Origin of the sequence: Paenibacillus sp. P36, from assembly GCF_045866505.1 — a bacterium.
GTDB classification, from domain to species: domain Bacteria; phylum Bacillota; class Bacilli; order Paenibacillales; family NBRC-103111; genus Paenibacillus_E; species Paenibacillus_E chondroitinus.
Genome location: NZ_AP038372.1, coordinates 7,872,940 through 7,890,978 on the forward strand (window position 1 = coordinate 7,872,940; position 18,039 = coordinate 7,890,978).

13 protein-coding genes are annotated in these 18,039 nt (G+C 51.2%); 8 read left to right on the forward strand and 5 right to left on the reverse strand.

From position 1 onward, the window contains the following. Window positions 1-40 precede the first annotated feature (40 nt). A complete protein-coding gene (locus tag ACKTT9_RS34565; RefSeq protein ID WP_407869562.1) occupies window positions 41-1,249 on the forward strand; it encodes a sensor histidine kinase in 1,209 nt (402 codons plus the stop codon). Between the two features lie 93 nt (window positions 1,250-1,342). Continuing rightward, complete coding sequence (locus ACKTT9_RS34570) at window positions 1,343-2,035, forward strand: response regulator (protein WP_407869563.1); 693 nt, start codon at window positions 1,343-1,345, stop codon at window positions 2,033-2,035. A 154-nt stretch (window positions 2,036-2,189) separates the two neighbouring features. Here the strand turns inward: ACKTT9_RS34570 and ACKTT9_RS34575 are convergent, their stop codons facing one another. Next, window positions 2,190-2,660: a hypothetical protein gene (locus ACKTT9_RS34575; RefSeq protein WP_407869564.1), complete on the reverse strand. Its 471-nt coding sequence runs from the start codon at window positions 2,658-2,660 to the stop codon at window positions 2,190-2,192. Between the two features lie 153 nt (window positions 2,661-2,813). Here ACKTT9_RS34575 and ACKTT9_RS34580 point away from each other — a divergent pair, with 153 nt between their 5' ends. Next, a complete protein-coding gene (locus tag ACKTT9_RS34580) occupies window positions 2,814-4,091 on the forward strand; it encodes an MFS transporter (RefSeq protein ID WP_407869565.1) in 1,278 nt (425 codons plus the stop codon). Between the two features lie 748 nt (window positions 4,092-4,839). Here the strand turns inward: ACKTT9_RS34580 and ACKTT9_RS34585 are convergent. Continuing rightward, on the reverse strand, window positions 4,840-6,324 hold the full coding sequence (locus ACKTT9_RS34585) for a glutamate synthase subunit beta (RefSeq protein WP_407869566.1): 1,485 nt from the start codon (window positions 6,322-6,324) through the stop codon (window positions 4,840-4,842). A 68-nt stretch (window positions 6,325-6,392) separates the two neighbouring features. Further along, window positions 6,393-10,985 (reverse strand): glutamate synthase large subunit, encoded by a 4,593-nt coding sequence (gltB, locus tag ACKTT9_RS34590; protein WP_407869567.1) that lies wholly within the window; start codon window positions 10,983-10,985, stop codon window positions 6,393-6,395. A gap of 492 nt (window positions 10,986-11,477) precedes the next feature. On the opposite strand from gltB, the gene ACKTT9_RS34595 reads away from it, so the two are divergent. The 5 genes from ACKTT9_RS34595 to ACKTT9_RS34615 all read left to right on the forward strand — a co-directional run bounded on the left by ACKTT9_RS34595 (window position 11,478) and on the right by ACKTT9_RS34615 (window position 15,654). Further along, window positions 11,478-12,455, forward strand: a complete 978-nt coding sequence (locus tag ACKTT9_RS34595; RefSeq protein WP_407869568.1) for an HD domain-containing protein — start codon at window positions 11,478-11,480, stop codon at window positions 12,453-12,455. Between the two features lie 46 nt (window positions 12,456-12,501). Then, window positions 12,502-13,080, forward strand: a complete 579-nt coding sequence (locus ACKTT9_RS34600; protein ID WP_127453607.1) for a thymidine kinase — start codon at window positions 12,502-12,504, stop codon at window positions 13,078-13,080. A 76-nt stretch (window positions 13,081-13,156) separates the two neighbouring features. After that, window positions 13,157-14,338, forward strand: a complete 1,182-nt coding sequence (locus ACKTT9_RS34605; protein WP_127453609.1) for an MGDG synthase family glycosyltransferase — start codon at window positions 13,157-13,159, stop codon at window positions 14,336-14,338. A 24-nt stretch (window positions 14,339-14,362) separates the two neighbouring features. Further along, window positions 14,363-14,869, forward strand: a complete 507-nt coding sequence (locus ACKTT9_RS34610) for a hypothetical protein (protein WP_407869569.1) — start codon at window positions 14,363-14,365, stop codon at window positions 14,867-14,869. 56 nt (window positions 14,870-14,925) lie between these two features. Further along, window positions 14,926-15,654, forward strand: a complete 729-nt coding sequence (locus ACKTT9_RS34615; protein WP_407869570.1) for a polysaccharide deacetylase family protein — start codon at window positions 14,926-14,928, stop codon at window positions 15,652-15,654. Here the strand turns inward: ACKTT9_RS34615 and ACKTT9_RS34620 are convergent. Further along, on the reverse strand, window positions 15,651-16,658 hold the full coding sequence (locus tag ACKTT9_RS34620) for an NlpC/P60 family protein (protein WP_407869571.1): 1,008 nt from the start codon (window positions 16,656-16,658) through the stop codon (window positions 15,651-15,653). The two genes, ACKTT9_RS34615 and ACKTT9_RS34620, sit on opposite strands and share 4 nt — an antisense overlap. 147 nt (window positions 16,659-16,805) lie before the next feature. Beyond that, entirely contained in the window at window positions 16,806-18,017 is a 1,212-nt protein-coding gene (locus tag ACKTT9_RS34625) for a YCF48-related protein (RefSeq protein ID WP_407869572.1), read from the reverse strand. Between the last annotated feature and the right edge of the window lie 22 nt (window positions 18,018-18,039).

An 18,039-nucleotide genomic window follows, 5' to 3' on the forward strand; every position in this document is an offset into this window, starting at 1 on the left:
ACAATGATTTTATACGATTTTACCTAGAAGGAGTTCCTCTATGATTCAAAGAAGACCGTGGCATGGCGTGGAGTGGTCCTTATTTATCGTTTTGACCGGCTCTGTATTGCTAGGCCTGCTTTACGCGCTGCTCCATATGAACGAAAACGAGCACGGTAATATCTTTTTAACCATATTAGCCCTGCTTGTATCGTATGGTATTCCTTTTTTATTTTGGAGACCTACTTACATTAACACAACTATGTACCCGATTTCCGTATTGCTCACAGGTATTCCTCTACAAATCTATCTATCTTGGATGCAAGAAGATGCCTACCTTACTATTAATTGCCCATTAATGGTCATTGGATTCCTTACGGATCGAAAAAATGCTTGGTGGGCCGCCCCAATCTCGCTTGTCGCAATGCCTGTTGCCTATTTCCTGGTCCTTCATCGGGATATGGATATGGGTGTTAGCGAGCTGTTCAGCATCATCCTGAATGCGGTGTTGTTTTTCGCGATCGGCCTTAGCTTGCAGAGAGTTGTCACCTCTAATGAGAAGACGGAAAAGCTTTTAGCGGAAAATCAACGACAATACTATCTTATTCATGAGCAAAATAATGCCTTAGAGCAGTACGCCAACCAAATCGAGCAGTTGACTCTGCTGGAGGAACGCAATCGGATGGCTCGCGAGCTGCATGATACCGTCGGGCACACCTTTACTTCCGTTATCATGGGCATGGACGCTGTCTCCTATTTAATAGAGGCTGCGCCTGACAAAGCCAAAGAAAAGCTGGATGTCCTGCGGGGTGTAACCCGCAACGGGTTGGAAGAAGTACGGCGCAGCATTCATCAAATGGTGCCTAAAGAAGGCGATATGCTGCTCTCGCAGCAATTAACAAGGCTGGCTAACGAGTTCGCCCTCCATACCGGCACCCAGATCCGGTTCACGACGGTCGGGGAGGAATTTGAGATTCCGAAACAAACCAAGCTCTCGCTCATTCGCTGTCTCCAGGAGTCCTTAACAAATGCCAAACGGCATGGCCGCGCCACCACCGTCGAAATCAAGCTCAACTATGTGGATGATGGGGTCGGTATCCGCATCGAAGATGATGGCGTCGGCACCGAGCAGCTCAAAGTCGGCTTCGGGATTAATGCCATGCAGGAGCGGATCTTTGCGCTGCAAGGAACGTTACAGGTAAGTTCAACCGTCGGTCAGGGAACCGTTGTCGAATGTTTCATTCCCGCTAAGCGTTTGCCTTCTTTTTAAAAGCTTTCTTCCAAGCTGCTAGCCGTGGATGATACAATATGCCTAACAACACACAAGCAAGATACGCTCAAGTTACGCTAGGAGGAGTCCCGTATGAACAACGCCCCGCTGAAACTGCTCCTGGTCGACGACCAGGATTTAATACGAGAAAGCCTCCACATTGTGCTGGGCATGGACCCGGACATTGAAGTCGTAGGCTTGGCCGAGAACGGCCATATCGCCATCCAGCAGTGCGAAGAGCATCACCCTGATGTCGTCCTGATGGACATTCATATGCCCGTTATGGACGGGGTCGAAGCAACGCGAAAAATTAAGGAGAAATGGCCGCAAATCCGCGTCATTATCCTGACTACCTTCCAGGAGATCACCTACGTCGTCGACGCCTTGGGAGCGGGCGCGGAAGGTTATCTGCTCAAGGCCATTCATCCGAAGGATCTGGCCGCCGGCCTCAAATGGGTGCATCAAGGCGGCACCCTCATCCCGCAGGATATCGCGAGAATGCTCGTCCAGCAAGCCAAAGGCGCCGCTGAACCAACCGTTCGCGATACGGAGGTTTCAAGACCGGCCAGCGAGGAGCCGGCTCGCACTGACGCTTACGGACTGAGCGAGCGCGAAGTGCAGGTGCTGCACTGCATCGCTGACGGGCTGAACAACCGGGAGATTGCCGAGAAGCTTTTCCTGTCCGAAGGTACAGTGAAAAATTACATTTCGAGCATCTACTCCAAAATGGACGTGCGCGACCGCGTGCAGGCTTCCAAGAAGGCGCATGAGGAAGGTATGATTTAGACCGCTTAAAAGCGAACAACAGCGATACAAGAGTACATCTTGTATCGCTGTTGTGTTTGCTTGGGAGTGGGACCCGTTGCTGAGATTCGTCGCTCGAGCTAACCGCGAGCACCGCAACCGACTGATCCATAAGCGATCCACAAACCGCTTATCACTATTCAAAAAGCCTCTCCAGAAATCCCTTTTTTCTCTTGCGGATCTTCCGGTAACTTTTCACACGGGAATAAGTAGGCTGCTGCTCCACCGGCGGCTGCTCTTCCGAAAATAGAGCTAATGCCGTTGACGGCGTTGCTTTAATGTTCTGCAGCTCTGTCCGTTCCTCATCCACCGTGACTTCCTGTCTTCCGGCAACCCGGTGAATGATCTGTTCATAGAGCTTGTGCTCCATCTGGTGATTCATTTGCCGAAGCAGCTGTTCCTGCTGCTTGTTATGGAGCTCAAGGTGCTCATGAAGCTGAGATTGAAGGTCAGCGACCTGCCGGGAGAGCAGCAAGACTGCTTTTTGAAGAGCAATCACATGCTGCGTTCCTATAGGTTCATCCGCATCAAAATCGAGAGTGCCCTCGCCATTCTCGGCCAGAAGCGCATAAAGTTCTGCCGCCTTTATGAGATCCTCTTTCTTCATGTGCTTCCTCCAATTCCGGTTCGATTCTAGGCGTCCGTGCTCGTCCAACGTTAACCTGTTCCCTCTATTGTACATGATGCTCACGAATTGTTCACCTTTTTGATTGTCTGCAATCTACTCAACCTAAGAAATTAACAGAAGGGGCATGTTCCTATGCACATTGATGCACCACTCAAAAAGAAACCACGCGTTCTGGACTCCTTCCTGCTTCCTTTTATCCAATCGCGTTCCTTCCCTTATTTATGGCTAAGTCAACTCATTTCTATGCTTGGTGGTTCCGTTACAACCGTTATTTTACCGATGGTCGTTTATTCGCTCACGGGATCAACGACGATGATGGGTCTGGTCATGACCGCCTACATGCTGCCTTACGTCCTCATGCTCCCCCTTTCGGGATGGATTGTCGACCGTTATGATCGCGTGAGAATTATGATGCTATCCGATATCGTCCGCTTCATCGTCATGTTGGCTATCGCCGTGCTTATTTTCTCAGACAGCTTGTCCGTTCCCATGCTTTTTGGATTAGTAAGCCTTTATGGCCTGATGGAAGGGCTTTTTCACCCTGCCTATTCTGCCGTACGCGCGACCGTCTTCACGCCAGACATCCGCAATGCCGCCAATGCGTTAACACAAGTGAGCAATCAAGGGGTCAAAATCATCGGACCTGTCCTAGGCGGCCTTATCGTTTCGTCTATGTCTGCCAGTTACGGGTTCGGCTTGGACGCGCTAACCTACCTAATTTCCTATCTGTGTCTGTTGGTGTTAGTAAAAAAATCGCTAGTTTCACATCAAAATAAACCGAAATCTTCAACAAGCCATCTTAGCTTTACTTGGAAGCGTGAATTCCTTGAAGGCATCACCATCCTCAAAGGCCATCCCTGGCTTTGGATCACGATCCTCGCCTTTTGTTTCATTAATATTTGCTATACGGGCATTATTGTCATTCTTATTCCTTGGCTGTTCAAGGTTCATCTTGGGCTCGATCCACTCGCGTATGGGATAGGCATCACATGCTCCGGTGTTGGAGCTATTGCAGCAGCACTTCTTTTTGGGTCTAAAAGGCAGTGGCACCACCGGGGCATCATCGCCTATGGCGCAGTGATCCTGAGTGGCGCTGCATTGCTGACGATGACTTTCACAACGTCACCTATTACGCTCTCGCTGCTCATGGCCGTCGAAGGCTTCGGGCTGATGATCTTCGGTCTCATCTGGGAGACGAGCCTTCAGGAGCTTGTGCCCCCCGAAGCTTTCGGGCGGGTGGTCAGTTTGGATTTGTTAGGCTCTTTTGCTTTATTGCCGCTGAGCTATTTCCTTGTCGGCTGGATTGCCGATCAAATCGGGGGCGTGATCACCATCACGATATTCGCTTCAATCGGCCTGGCCATTGTCGCCAGTGTGCTTTGTGTGCCGGCAATTCGGCGGTTTCAGTAGGCGGTTCGGACTCAGAAGCCGTTATTTTGCCCATTTCAGCGATAATTGAGGTGCTAACGGACTGAGCGGGCGTTAACTGTGAATTTTAGAGCTGGATTAAGCTATTTCAAAGCTGTTAGCGTCTCCTGAGTCCGTTAGAACTTGTATCCGGCCGAAATACGGCAAATAAGGTCGGCTCAGTCCGTTAGACATAGGGGCACAGGAAAAATGTGGATGGATAAGAAAATCCGGTTGATCTGGCAGGGTTTGGCGGCCTTCGTCGCTAAAATTTCAGCGTTACTGAGACACTTGGCGGAGTTACGCCCCCTCCGTTGTTTAGCATGTTAAGAGCCCGATACGAGCGAATTTTATGGGTGAAGAACACCTAGCGTTACTGAGACACTTGGCGGATGGGTAACCCCAAACCGATACGCGTGTTAAGTTGGCCAACGAGACAACCTCGAGGAACTACAGGCCACTATTCTAGCCCATTCAGCCCGTTTCCGCGTTCAAGCGGAACTACAGGGCTTTATTTGATTGCCTCATCCCGTTTTCTTTAAGAAAACGGACAAATAGCAGCCCACAGTTCCCCTCCGCGCGAAAAGGAGCCTATTTCGATGAAATAGTGCCCTGTCGTTCCGTTCCCCTACCTGGGAGGAACCGCCAAGGGATAGCCGCACACCCTTCATGGGGTGGAGTGCTCAGCTCAACATACAAAAAGGAAGGCCCTCAGCCAAAACCAAGGGGCCTTCCTTTTCTATTTTCCAACCTATGGCAAATTTGATGATCCCATCAAATAACGGTCAACCTCGCGAGCCACCGCGCGCCCCTCATTGATCGCCCAGACGACAAGACTTTGCCCGCGACGCATGTCACCAGCGGCAAAAACGCCTTCCACGCTCGTCGCAAACTTGCCGTACTCCGCTTTCGCGTTGGAGCGCTCGTCTTTGGCGACGCCAAGCTGATCCAGTACCGTGTTCTCCGGTCCTGTGAAACCCATCGCGATCAGGACCAGCTGCGCTGGATACACCTTCTCGCTGCCGGGCACTTCCACAGGGACGAACGCGCCCTTCTCGTTCTTTTGCCACTCGATCAGCACCGTGTGCAGCTCTTTCAAGTTGCCGTGCTCATCCCCCACGAATTTCTTCGTGTTGATTAAGTACTGGCGCGGGTCCTCGCCTTGAACCGCAGCTGCTTCTTGCTGACCGTAGTCCACCTTGAGAACCTTCGGCCACTCCGGCCAAGGATTGTTCGCCGGACGCGTCTCCGGGGACTTCGGCATGATCTCGAACTGTGTCACGCTTTTGCACTTGTGGCGCAAAGAAGTGCCCACACAGTCCGTCCCCGTATCACCGCCACCGATGACGATAACGTCTTTACCTTCCGCGGAAATAAATTCACCGTCGGCATGTTCGGAATCCAGCAAGCTTTTCGTATTCTTGCTGAGGAATTCCATCGCCAGGTGGATGCCGCCAAGCTCGCGGCCTTCAATCGGAAGGTCGCGGCCTTTGGTGGCTCCGCCGCACAGCACGATGGCATCGAATTCCTCTTGAAGCTTCTCGATCGGATAGTTCACCCCGACGTGCGCGGAGGTAATGAACGTAACCCCCTCTGCTTCAAGCAGATCTACACGGCGCTGGACGTACTTTTTGTCCAGCTTCATGTTCGGGATGCCGTACATCAGCAGTCCACCCACGCGGTCCGCGCGCTCGAACACCGTCACCCAGTGTCCGGCTTTATTCAGCTGCGCTGCGGCAGCGAGCCCGGATGGACCCGAGCCTACGACGGCAACCTTTTTGCCTGTACGCACTTCAGGCGGCTCCGGCCTGATCCAGCCTTCTGTGAAGCCTTTGTCAATAATGGCTTTCTCAATGCTTTTGATCGTAACCGGCGTGTCCTTGAGCCCCACTGTACAGGAACCCTCACATGGAGCCGGGCATACACGTCCCGTGAATTCCGGGAAGTTGTTCGTTTTGTGCAGACGATCAAGCGCTTCCCGCCATTGTCCACGATACACGAGATCATTCCACTCCGGAATGAGATTATTAACCGGGCAGCCGGCAGCCATACCGCTGATCAAAGCTCCCGTGTGGCAAAACGGAATGCCGCAATCCATACATCTTGAACCTTGCGTCTGCAATTTATCATCCGTCAGCGGTGTCGCGAACTCTTTCCAATGGCCGATACGGACCAGCGGAGCAGCTTCGGTTGCCACTTCACGGCGATGTTCTATAAAACCGGTTGGTTTACCCATGAACGTTTAGTCCCTCCCAAGAGTTTTGCTTCAGCAAAACTTACGTCGTACGCTTCTGCTCAGATTCGTTAGTTTCCACCGACACGGGAAACATCCCGCATATTTGCCTCAAAAGCAACCATGATGGCCTCTTGCTGGCCAAGCCCGGATCGTTTCACCTTCTCGATGGCATCAAACATCCGCTTGTAGTCCTTCGGTATCACCTTCACGAACTTCCAAACGTATTCATCCCAGTGCTGTATGACGCGGTGGGCAACGCTGCTATCCGTAAATGTCGCATGATGCTGAATCATCGTTCTCAGTTCATTCATTTCAAAAGCTTCTTCAACCTGCTCAAGATGGATCATCTCTTTGTTAACCTTGTCGGCAAAATCGCCTTTCTCATCCAGCACGTAGGCAATTCCGCCTGACATCCCTGCCGCAAAGTTACGGCCGGTCGATCCTAACACAACAACACGCCCGCCTGTCATATATTCACAGCCATGATCCCCTACGCCTTCGACAACTGCCCGCACACCGCTGTTTCTTACACAAAAGCGCTCGCCGGCAATCCCTCGAATGTACGCATCACCATCGGTAGCTCCATAGAAAGCGGTGTTTCCAATGATTACATTCTCTTCTGGGACAAAAGCAGACTGGGAAGGCGGGAAAATGACCAGCTTACCACCGGATAACCCTTTCCCCACATAATCGTTGGCATCGCCTTCCAACGAGAGCGTAACCCCCTTCGGCACGAAAGCACCGAAGCTCTGGCCCGCCGAGCCGTTAAAGTGAAGGCGAATCGTGTCGTGAGGCAAGCCCTCTACGCCATGCCGGCGAGTGACTTCACTGCCGACAATCGTGCCGACAACGCGATTCGTATTGGCGATGTCCATGCTCGCATGAACATGTTCCTTGCGCTCAATCGCAGGTTCGCAAATTTCAAGCAGCTTCGTAACATCCAAAGAGCGATCCAAGCCGTGGTCCTGCGGCATTTGGCAGAATCGGCCCACATTTTCGCCGACATTCGGCTGATGCAGAAGCGGCGATAAATCAACGCCTTTGGCTTTCCAGTGCGCCACAGCTTGTTTGGACTCAAGCACATCAGTACGGCCAACCATTTCCTCAATGGTTCGGAAGCCAAGCTCGGCCATCAGCTCACGTACATCCTGCGCGATGAAGGTCATGAAATTCACCACATGCTGCGGATCGCCGGCAAATTTCTTGCGCAGCTCCGGATTTTGCGTAGCCACTCCAACCGGACAAGTATCCAGATGGCACACGCGCATCATCACGCAGCCAATCGTAATCAGCGGAGTCGTCGCGAAACCAAACTCCTCGGCACCGAGCAGCGCAGCGACGACCACGTCGCGCCCTGTCATCAGCTTGCCGTCCGTCTCGACGGTGATACGGCTGCGCAGGTCATTGAGCACGAGCGTCTGATGCGTTTCCGCAAGACCGAGCTCCCAAGGCAGTCCCGCGTGACGAATACTCGTCTGTGGTGACGCGCCCGTTCCTCCGTCGTAGCCGGAGATAAGGACGACGTCCGCTTTCCCTTTGGCTACGCCGGCGGCGATGGTGCCAACCCCAACCTCGGATACCAGCTTAACGCTGATGCGTGCACGCGGGTTGGCATTCTTGAGATCGTGAATCAGCTCTGCGAGATCCTCGATCGAATAAATATCGTGATGCGGCGGCGGCGAAATCAAACCGACGCCTGGCGTAACCCCGCGAACCTCGGCCACCCAAGGGTACACCTTGGTGCCCGGGAGCTGCCCGCCCTCGCCGGGCTTCGCGCCCTGCGCCATCTTGATCTGAATCTCGTCGGCATTGACGAGATAATGGCTTGTGACGCCGAAGCGGCCGGACGCCACCTGCTTGATCGCACTGCGGCGCAGGTCGCCGTTCGCATCCGGCGTGAAGCGCTCCGGATGCTCGCCGCCCTCGCCGGTGTTGCTCTTGCCGCCGATGCGGTTCATCGCGATCGCGATCGTCTCATGCGCTTCTTTGGAGATGGAGCCGTAGGACATGGCTCCCGTCTTGAAGCGCTTGAAAATCGACTCGATCGGCTCCACCTCTTCGATCGGGATCGGCCCGCGGCCTGCCTTGAAAGTCAGCAGCCCGCGCAAAGCCATATATTTCTCATCTTCGCGTTTGATGAGCTTCGCAAAGTTCTTATACTGGGCGTAATTGTTCGTACGAACCGCCGATTGAAGAGCATGCACGGTTTCCGGTGTGTACAGGTGGTCTTCCCCGTCCCGGCGCCACTGCAAATCACCGCCGGTATCGAGCACCTTATCGCGCCCCTCCTGCTCAGAGAAAGCACGCTGGTGGCGGAGCACCGCTTCCTTAGCCACAACATCGATACCTACACCGCCAACCGGCGTATAGGTCCAAGTGAAATACGCATCAACCAGCTCTTGGCTGAGGCCGATCGCTTCGAAAATTTGCGCCCCACGATAACTTTGAATCGTGGAGATGCCCATTTTCGCCAAAACCTTCACGACGCCTTTGGTCACTGCCTTGATGTAGTTATAAGTTGCTTTATCATGATCAATGCCGACAAGCTGATTGCGTCTGATCATGTCATCCAACGTTTCCAAAGCCAAATACGGATTGATCGCGCCTGCCCCATAACCAAGCAGCAAAGCAAAATGATGCACTTCGCGCGGTTCGCCCGATTCGACAAGCAAGCTGACTTTGGTTCGTGTCCCTTGGCGAATCAGATGGTGATGCAATCCTGACGTTGCCAGCAGCGCCGGAATCGGTGCCTTTTGCCCGTCCACGCCGCGATCCGAAAGAATTAACAAGGAAGCGCCATCTTGGATTGCTCCGTCTGCAGCAGCATAAAGAGCTTGCATCGCGCTTTCCAAGCCTGCGGTACCTTGAGCAGCCTCGAACAAGGTAGGCAGTGTTACCGTCTTAAAGCCGTCACGCTGAATATGACGCAGCTTCGCCAATTCTTCATTGGAGAGGAACGGCGTTTTCAACCGAATTTGACGGCAGCTCGCCGGCTCAGGACTTATGAGATTGCGCTCTGGCCCGATCGTTGTTCCCTGGGCTGTGATGATCTCTTCGAAGTTCGCATCGATCGGTGGATTCGTGACCTGTGCGAACAATTGTTTAAAGTAGTTGTACAGCAGTTGCGGCCGGTCGGACAACACGGCAAGCGGAGCATCCGTACCCATAGATCCGATAGGGTCTACGCCTGTTTTGGCCATAGGCTCAAGGATTTTACGCAGCTGCTCAAATGTGTATCCAAAAGCTTGCTGACGCTGCAAGACCGTATCATGATCGGAACCAAGCACGATAGGCGCATCGTCCAAATCCTCGAGTGACACAAGATGCTCGTTCAACCAATCGCGATAAGGCTGCTCGCTAGCAATGCCGCTTTTAATCTCTTCGTCGGCTACAATGCGGCCTGCTACGGTATCAACAAGCAGCATGCGACCCGGTCTAAGGCGATCTTTGTACAAAATCCGCTCAGGCTCAATGTCCAAGACGCCAACTTCTGAGGCCAAAACGATGAAATCATCCGTAGTGACATAGTAACGCGATGGACGCAGTCCGTTACGGTCAAGGATAGCGCCAATTTGACTGCCATCCGTGAAGGCAATGGCTGCCGGTCCGTCCCACGGTTCCATGAGTGTGCTGTGGTATTCGTAAAACGCCTTTTTGGCATCATCCATCGACTCATGTTTGGACCACGGCTCAGGCACCATCATCATCGCCGCATGCGGCAGCGAACGTCCTGAAAGCATGAGGAACTCAAGCGTATTATCGAACATTTGCGAATCCGATCCGTCGGTATCAATAATAGGAAGAATGCGTTTAAAGTCTTCGCCAAACAGTTCCGAATCGCACATCGCCTGACGTGCATACATCCAGTTCACATTTCCACGCAGCGTGTTGATCTCACCGTTATGAATCAGATAGCGGTAGGGATGCGCACGCTCCCAGCTTGGGAATGTGTTCGTACTGAACCGGGAGTGAACGAGCGCAAGCGCGGTCTCCACCTTCTCGTCCTGCAGCTCCATGTAGTAAGCGTCGACTTGCTTAGGCGTCAACATCCCTTTATAAACGATTGTTCGGCTAGACAAGCTAGAATAGTAAAATTGCGCATCCTGAAGCGATGACTTGATAGCGTTTTCAGAAAGTTTACGTATGACATACAGCTTCCGTTCAAAATCGAGATTGCTCGCCACATCCGCACTTTCTCCAATAAATACCTGGCGTACGAAAGGTTCTGCCGACTGCGCGGATTCTCCAAGTGAGCTGTTATCCGTAGGAACAGTTCGCCAACCTAAGAATTGCTGACCTTCCTCGCTAACAATGCGCTCAATGATTTTCTCGCATGCTTGGCGCGCCTCCAGATCTTGAGGCAAATAGACCATACCTACACCATAGTGACCTGCTGCAGGAAGCTTGATGTTCTCCTCCGCACAAGCAATTTGGAGATACGCGTCCGGAATTTGCATCAAAATTCCCGCTCCGTCGCCTGTGTTCTGCTCACTGCCTTGACCACCGCGATGATCTAAATTGCAAAGTACACGAAGCGCTTGCTTGACGATTTCATGCGATTTGACACCCTTAATATTCGCTACAAAGCCAATACCGCAGGCATCACGCTCGAACTGAGGATCGTACAATCCTTGCTTGGGAGGTAACCCGTTTTTGGTCATGTTGTGCAACCTTTCTTTTCTGGTTTTTGGACACACTTTGTCCAATGTACGCTTTAAAGTATTAAATTGTCGAAACATGATGACGCCTATTTCACTCAAATATATTGAATAGTACAAATTGGTGAAATAGTCTCAATATTTTTTATATTATATTAACACCAGAAATAGTATAGTTCAATCTAAATGTAAAGGTTTTCATTTTAATATTTTTATAAGATAGTCCTAAAAAAAGGAAGTGACGGCTGAGTATCATTGTCCGCTTCATTTTTCAATGGAGGAACGCCAACTTAAACCATGATTCCGCCCATAATTAACAAGCTCAGCTGCCCCGCCCAGCCCCGCAAGAACGAAGCATCCACAGCTTGTCGTGCATGTTTTACGCTGCCTTTTCATACGCTCATGATAGCGAACTTTCTATGTTTCATGCTATGATAGCTAATGCGCTGAAATGAAATATACATCCAGATTCCACAGCCTAGGAGGAACGCTGCTTTGAGTCTACAGCATACTTTTTCGACTGGGATGATTTGGGAGCCCCTTTATAAGTGGCATATACCAGCCCATCCGGTTGAAGTCCAGCTTTTCCGATCGCAGCCGGTACGCCGTTTGAAGTTTTTGCATCACTTCGGAGCTTCCGCGCTTTTTTCGCCAATGACCCATTCACGGTTCGAGCACACCGTTGGTGTGTGGTCCTTGATGGCCCATTTTTGCCCGGACGAGCCCTTGCTTCGCATAGCTGCACTTTTGCATGACATCGGCCATTTGCCCTTTTCGCATGCGGTGGAACGAACACTCGGTTATGACCACCATCAACATACAGAGCGACTGATCCTGAACGGGCCCGTTGCCGACATCCTGACTGAGCATGGCATCTCTCCAGCTGCGATTGTATCCATTTTGAATCAGGACAGCCCTTTAACGAACAAAACTTCCTTGATGGGCCTTGATCATCTGGACAGCTTTTTGCGGGATACGCATTATGCCGGGCAGCAGCTCATGCCGCCTTCCGAACTCGTCCGTAAGCTGCGCCTTCGCGGCAATTATATAGAAACAGATGAAGAAACGGCGGCTGCACTTATTCATGCGGTCGTGGAGGACCACCGTATTTTCCTTAGCCCTCCCTTCCTTGCCATGGATGCGCTGCTCGCCAAAGCGGTGGCTCATCACTGCGAAACGAACCCGGGTATGAAAGAAAAACTTCCATCCCTTTTGGATCATGAGCTCATTCAGGAGCTGTTGCAAAGTGCAAACCCGGTGGCTAAGGACACGATGCATGTTTTAATGTACGAACCCCATCGCATTCAAATTACGGAAGTGCCTGTGAAAGGCAGTATTGAAGTCAATATTCGTAAAATATACAAGAAACAGCCGCTGATCGGCGACAAACCGGCTTCGGAAACAAGTTTCCAGGCCGCCGTGAAATTAGAAGAGCTTCAATCTCTTTCAGCTACTTATTTTTTTAACATATAGTCATACATCCATTCGATCCTAGATCTTCAGAGGGGACTGGCCCAGCTTGGCAAAATTATATTTCCGTTATGGTACGATGAACAGCGGCAAATCCATTGAAGTACTGCGCGTTGCGCATAATTATGAAGAACAAGGTAAAAAAGCGCTCCTCCTGACATCCGTCGTTGATGACCGTTTTGGTGTTGGCAAGGTCGTATCTCGAATCGGCATGCAAAAAAATGCCATTGTGGTAGACGATACTCTGGACATGGTTGAACTGGCGCAAGTAGAGTCTCCGAACTGTATTCTTGTGGACGAGGCGCAATTTTTAACCAAAGGGCAGGTCGCGCAATTGATCACGATTGTTGATGACTTGAACATCCCTGTTATCGCCTATGGCTTGCGGGCGGACTTCATGGGGCAACTCTTTGAAGGAAGCATGGCACTGATTGCGGCGGCGGATACGATTGAGGAAATTAAAACGGTCTGCTGGTACTGCGACAAGAAAGCGATCATGAACATGCGCTGCAAGGACGGAGAGCCTATCTTCCACGGTGAGCAGATTCAAATCGGCGGCAATGAAAGTTATGTCCCTGTCTGCCGCAAATGCTACGCATCGAAGCTGAAAGCAACGCTTAACGGTTAACTTGCAGGGATTTCCCCGCAAATTACGTCTAATCTATGAATAAGATTGATATGGTTGTCAAAGAAAGGTGAGTTCCTTGCGAAAAAAACGGATTTTGCTCTTATCTGAGGGCTTCGGGAAAGGTCATACACAAGCTGCACACGCACTTTCCGTTGAGCTGAGACAAAACTCATCGGAAATTATTACACGCGTTCTTGAGCTCGGCGCATTTTTGCACCCTACCCTTGCACCTTGGATCTTCTCGGCATACCGCCGCACGGTTACTTCACAACCCAAACTCTATGGTATGCTTTACCGCAATCAATATGAAAAGTCGCTGGGCCGCTTTGCAGGACTCTTCCTGCACCGGATGTTTTATTCCCAAACCAAAGCGATTATCAAACAGCTCAAGCCGGATATTATCGTGTGTACGCACCCTTTTCCAAGCGCGATCGTTTCACGTTTGAAACGTGCCGGGCTTACGGTGCCTCTATTCACCGTGATCACCGATTACGATGTGCACGGCGCTTGGATTGATTCTGCTGTAGACAAGTACCTGGTATCGACGCCGAAGGTGCAAGAGCGTCTCATCGCCCGCGGCGTACCGGAGACGAACATCGAAGTTACAGGCATCCCCGTCCACCCTGACTTCCATCTCGAGCATAGCAAAGTACAGACCCGCAAGCAGTTCGGGCTTAACGCCATGCCTACGGTGATGGTGATGGGCGGCGGTTGGGGTGTTTTTAAGAAGGAAGAAAAAGAAGAGTTGTTAACGTATTTAGCCAGTTGGAGCAAGGAGATACAGCTTCTCATCTGTCTCGGGACGAACGAGAAAGCGCGTCAGCAGCTGTTAGAGGAAGAGATTTTCCGGCAGCCCAATATCCATCTGATCGGGTACACCAATGAAATTAATAAACTAATGGACATTTCGGATCTATTGATCACCAAACCTGGTGGGATGACCTGTACCGAAGCTATGGCCAAAGGCATTCCGATGCTGTTCTACAGCCCTATTCCAGGACAGGAAGAAATGAATTGCCAATATTTCCAAGATCAAGGTTACGGTCAAATGATTACATCGCTCGAAATGGTCGATCACTGGTTCAAGCTGTTGCTGGAGCAGTATCCCGAGCTTTCGAAACGCCGCATCACGATCCGCAAGCATCAGAAATTCGGCGCCCAAGATTGCTCCAGAGCGATCATTCAGTATTTAAAGTTATCCGATCAACGCCCCTATCGGCAGGCATCAACAACAACACCGCTCATACAATGGTATTAACCATGTATAGGGCGGTGATTTTTTTTGGACCCCTTGAAACGATTCGGCAAGCAGACAATCTTTGTTTATTTGCTCGCATGGTTTATCGGCAGTCTCTGGATGATGGCCGTACTCGGCAGCGGGTCCGTTCAGGGGAAGCTGTTAGGCATTGACGTAAGCCTATATCATGAATATGCCTGTTTTGGCTTTGCCGGCGCCTTGGGCGGAGCCTTATACGGCCTTAGGATGTTCCATGAACATTATCACGACCTGACTTCACAGTGGATGTACTGGTACTTCATGCGGCCTATCCTTTGTTTCGGTTGTGCGATCATCACCATCGTCCTGTTCGAGAGCGGCATCATGCTGCTGCAGGTCGACGATTCCATGTCAGCACGCATTTCTATCGCTTTTTTGACCGGTTATGGGTATGGTAAATTTATGGAAAAAATCAAGGCGCTTACGACGACCTTTTTCAATGGGAATGGAACTACAAACGGGAACGGAAATGGGAATGGCAATGGCAACGGAAGCGAACCGCCCAAATCTTGAATTCCTTTCAGGAGAATTGGAAACGCTACTTGTACCAAATCAACGAAGGAGACATCATGAGAATCATTGCAGCTTTGTGTATTTGCTTGTTTTTGATGCAGCCAGTAGCAGCCAGCGCCGCCCCTAAGAAAGACCGCAGCTACTATGAAAACCGTGGAGAAATTGTCTGGGAAGTGAATACGGATGAGAAGGTAATTGCCCTTACTTTCGATGACGGTCCGCATCCCAAGTATACGGCGCAAGTTCTGGAACTGCTTAAGCAGTATGACGCGAAGGCAACCTTTTTCGTCGTCGGCAACAAAATTCAGCTCTATCCCGATGTGCTGGAACAAACAGCTCGAGAAGGTCATGAGATTGCTAATCATACATATAGCCATGCCTACATCGGGCGGAACGCCAATATCAAGAAAGAGCTGAATACGACGGAGGATTTGATTGTTGGAAAAACAGGACAGCGGTCACAATTGTTCCGTCCACCTGGGGGCTTCTACAACGAACGACTTGTGTCCGTTGTCAAAGATGAGGGCTACAAAATGATCATGTGGAGCTGGCAATTGGATACGAAGGATTGGGATACACCGGGGGTCAATCGCATTGTGAACACGGTGCTGAAAAATGCGAAAAATGGGAACATCGTTCTTTTTCATGACTATATTGAAGGCCCGACGCAAACCATCGCCGCCTTGAAGATTATTTTGCCTGAATTAAAAAACAAGGGATACAAGTTAATCACCGTATCGGAGCTTCTGGGCTATAACAAGGCCATCCCCGCGAAAATTCATTAAGACAGCACACGCTTGGCCTTAACAAAGCGATCTTTCCAAACGGCATCCAGCTCCGAGATCGTTACGCCGATGCCTGTACGGAAGGTATGCAGGATAAGTCCGTTACCCATATAGACCGCCACATGGCCGATCTGTTCGGTACCTTCTTTGTTTTTGCGCTTGGGCGTCGTGAAAAACACGAGATCGCCCTCGCGCAATTCGTTCATGGACACCTCGGTCCCTCGTTCACTTTGCTGACCTGTATCGCGAGGCAAGTTTACCTCTTGGGTCGCAAACAGGTATTGGAGAAAGGAAGAACAGTCGAACGCATCGGTTTGACCTCCCTTCGCTCCGAGTACATAAGGGGTACCAAGGAAGCTCATTCCTTTGATAATGAGAGGGTCGGCTTTACGTTTCCATGTTTCATCCTTGCTATCGGAAGCCGCCTTTTGTTCGTATTGTTCTTTGATTTTCACAATTTCGGCGGAGGCGAGATTCACCTTCTTCACACCTGGAACGGGGTCATCTCCCTCTCGAAATTGTTCGATGGCAGGCTTTGTAGAAGGCGTCGCAGCAATGACCACTGTCGGTGTCGGGCTTGCCTGCGGTGCCAAATTTTCTTGTGCTTCTATCGTTGCCATTGGAGTTGCAACTGGAGTCGCTGTCGTTGGAGTCTCTGCTTCACCAGGCAGGGTCACAGATGGCGATAAGCTTGGGGTTGCTGCTTTTGGCGTCGCTGAAGGTTTCGTTATTGGCTTCGCTGTCCGAGCCGGGGATGACGTGGAAGGTGCTGCCTCTATCACACTTTTTATTATAGGCGTTGCTGAGGGGGTTGGTCCCAGCGTCGCCGATTCGGCTGGTTGTGTCGGTTCTGCCGGTTCCGTTGGTAGGGTTTGATTTTGAAGATCGTTCGTATTCGTCAAAGCCGTATTCAGCGCCATGTTTTCCGGATTTTTCACCGTAAAACCAATAAGTACAGCAAGTGCAATAACCAGCGTAGAAATCGTATATTTAGGGGCTAGCATGTGTGACCTCCTGTGTATGTGCAGATATAGCAAGTCTCTACATACCATTCTAACACCATCTCCGTGGTTAGGGGGTCGTATCGATTGGAATTTCATGGATGAGAAAAAGCCTTACCGTTAGCCATCAGCTTCCGGTAAGGCTTTTTGTTATTTCGGCGCATCGAAGGTATGCGCCTTCGTCCAGTTCACACCACCTGTGCCGGTGGTGTACATTACGCTTGGCTGCTCATGGTCATTCGTGATCAGCCAACCTTGATTCGCATCTGCCATGCCCAGCAGAAGCTCGCCATAGCCGGTGAACGTCTCTTTGCCGTTCACCCAGGTTTTGCCGCCGTCCTTCGTCCATCCGACGGAGTTCGGCTTGTCGCAGCTCGGGCATTGGCCGCCCATGAAGGCTACGTCGGGACTTACGACGTAGAGCGGCCCGGGCTTCGAGCCCGTGTTCTTCGGCCCTGCGGTATCCCCTGCAGGGATGCCGGGGGCCGGACCGCCTCCAGCGGTGCTGTTCGCGAGCACTGTCTGCCAGGTCTTCCCGCCGTCCGTCGTGTGGAACAAGGAATACGAGGTTTGGGTCATCCCTGACTCGCCGATCAGCTCAATCCAAGCGTCGTTTGCTCCGGCGGAACGAATGACAGTGCCAGTGAGGCCCGTGGCACTTTTGCGGGACATCACGTTGTTCCAAGTTTTTCCTCCATCTTGGGTTCTCATCACTTCCACTGTGTCTTTTCCTTGCTTGACGGCCCAACCATTACTGGCATCATGGAAATAAGCATCTCCTGTAATACCTTCAGGTACAGGCATATTCGTCCACTTTACGCCGCCATCCACGGTGTGTGCATTCCCGCTGAACGCTTCCCCCTTCGATATAAAATGAAAGAATGCGGCGTTCGGCATTTGACCGACAGATGCCCAATGTTGGCCTCCGTCCTGGGTGCTCAGCAAGCTGCCTTCCGTCCCGACACTTGCCCAGGCTTCTTTCCCATTCAGAGCAAACAATTGTTTGACATCGCCTTTGCCTTCATATTGAACCTGCCACTTTGCACCGCTGTCATCCGTATGTGCAATCCACCCATTACCGCCAATCCAGCCGGATTTGGCATCCGCCAAGCGAACAGCCGTCACCCCCGTCATCGCAACTTTTGATGGTTTATCACTGGTTCCGGAGACGGGTGTGCCAGAGGGAGTTGTCGTTTGATCCGTCGGTTGTACGGTTGGTTCAACCGTTGGTTGTGAACTTGCAGTCGCTGTCGACTGAGGTGAATCGGACACGCTCACAGCCCCGTTCATCGTTCCGGACGACTCGCATCCGGCAAGCGTCATAGCAGCTAACGCCAATACAGGTATATATTTTTTCAGCATCCTAATCACTCCTTTCACTTCT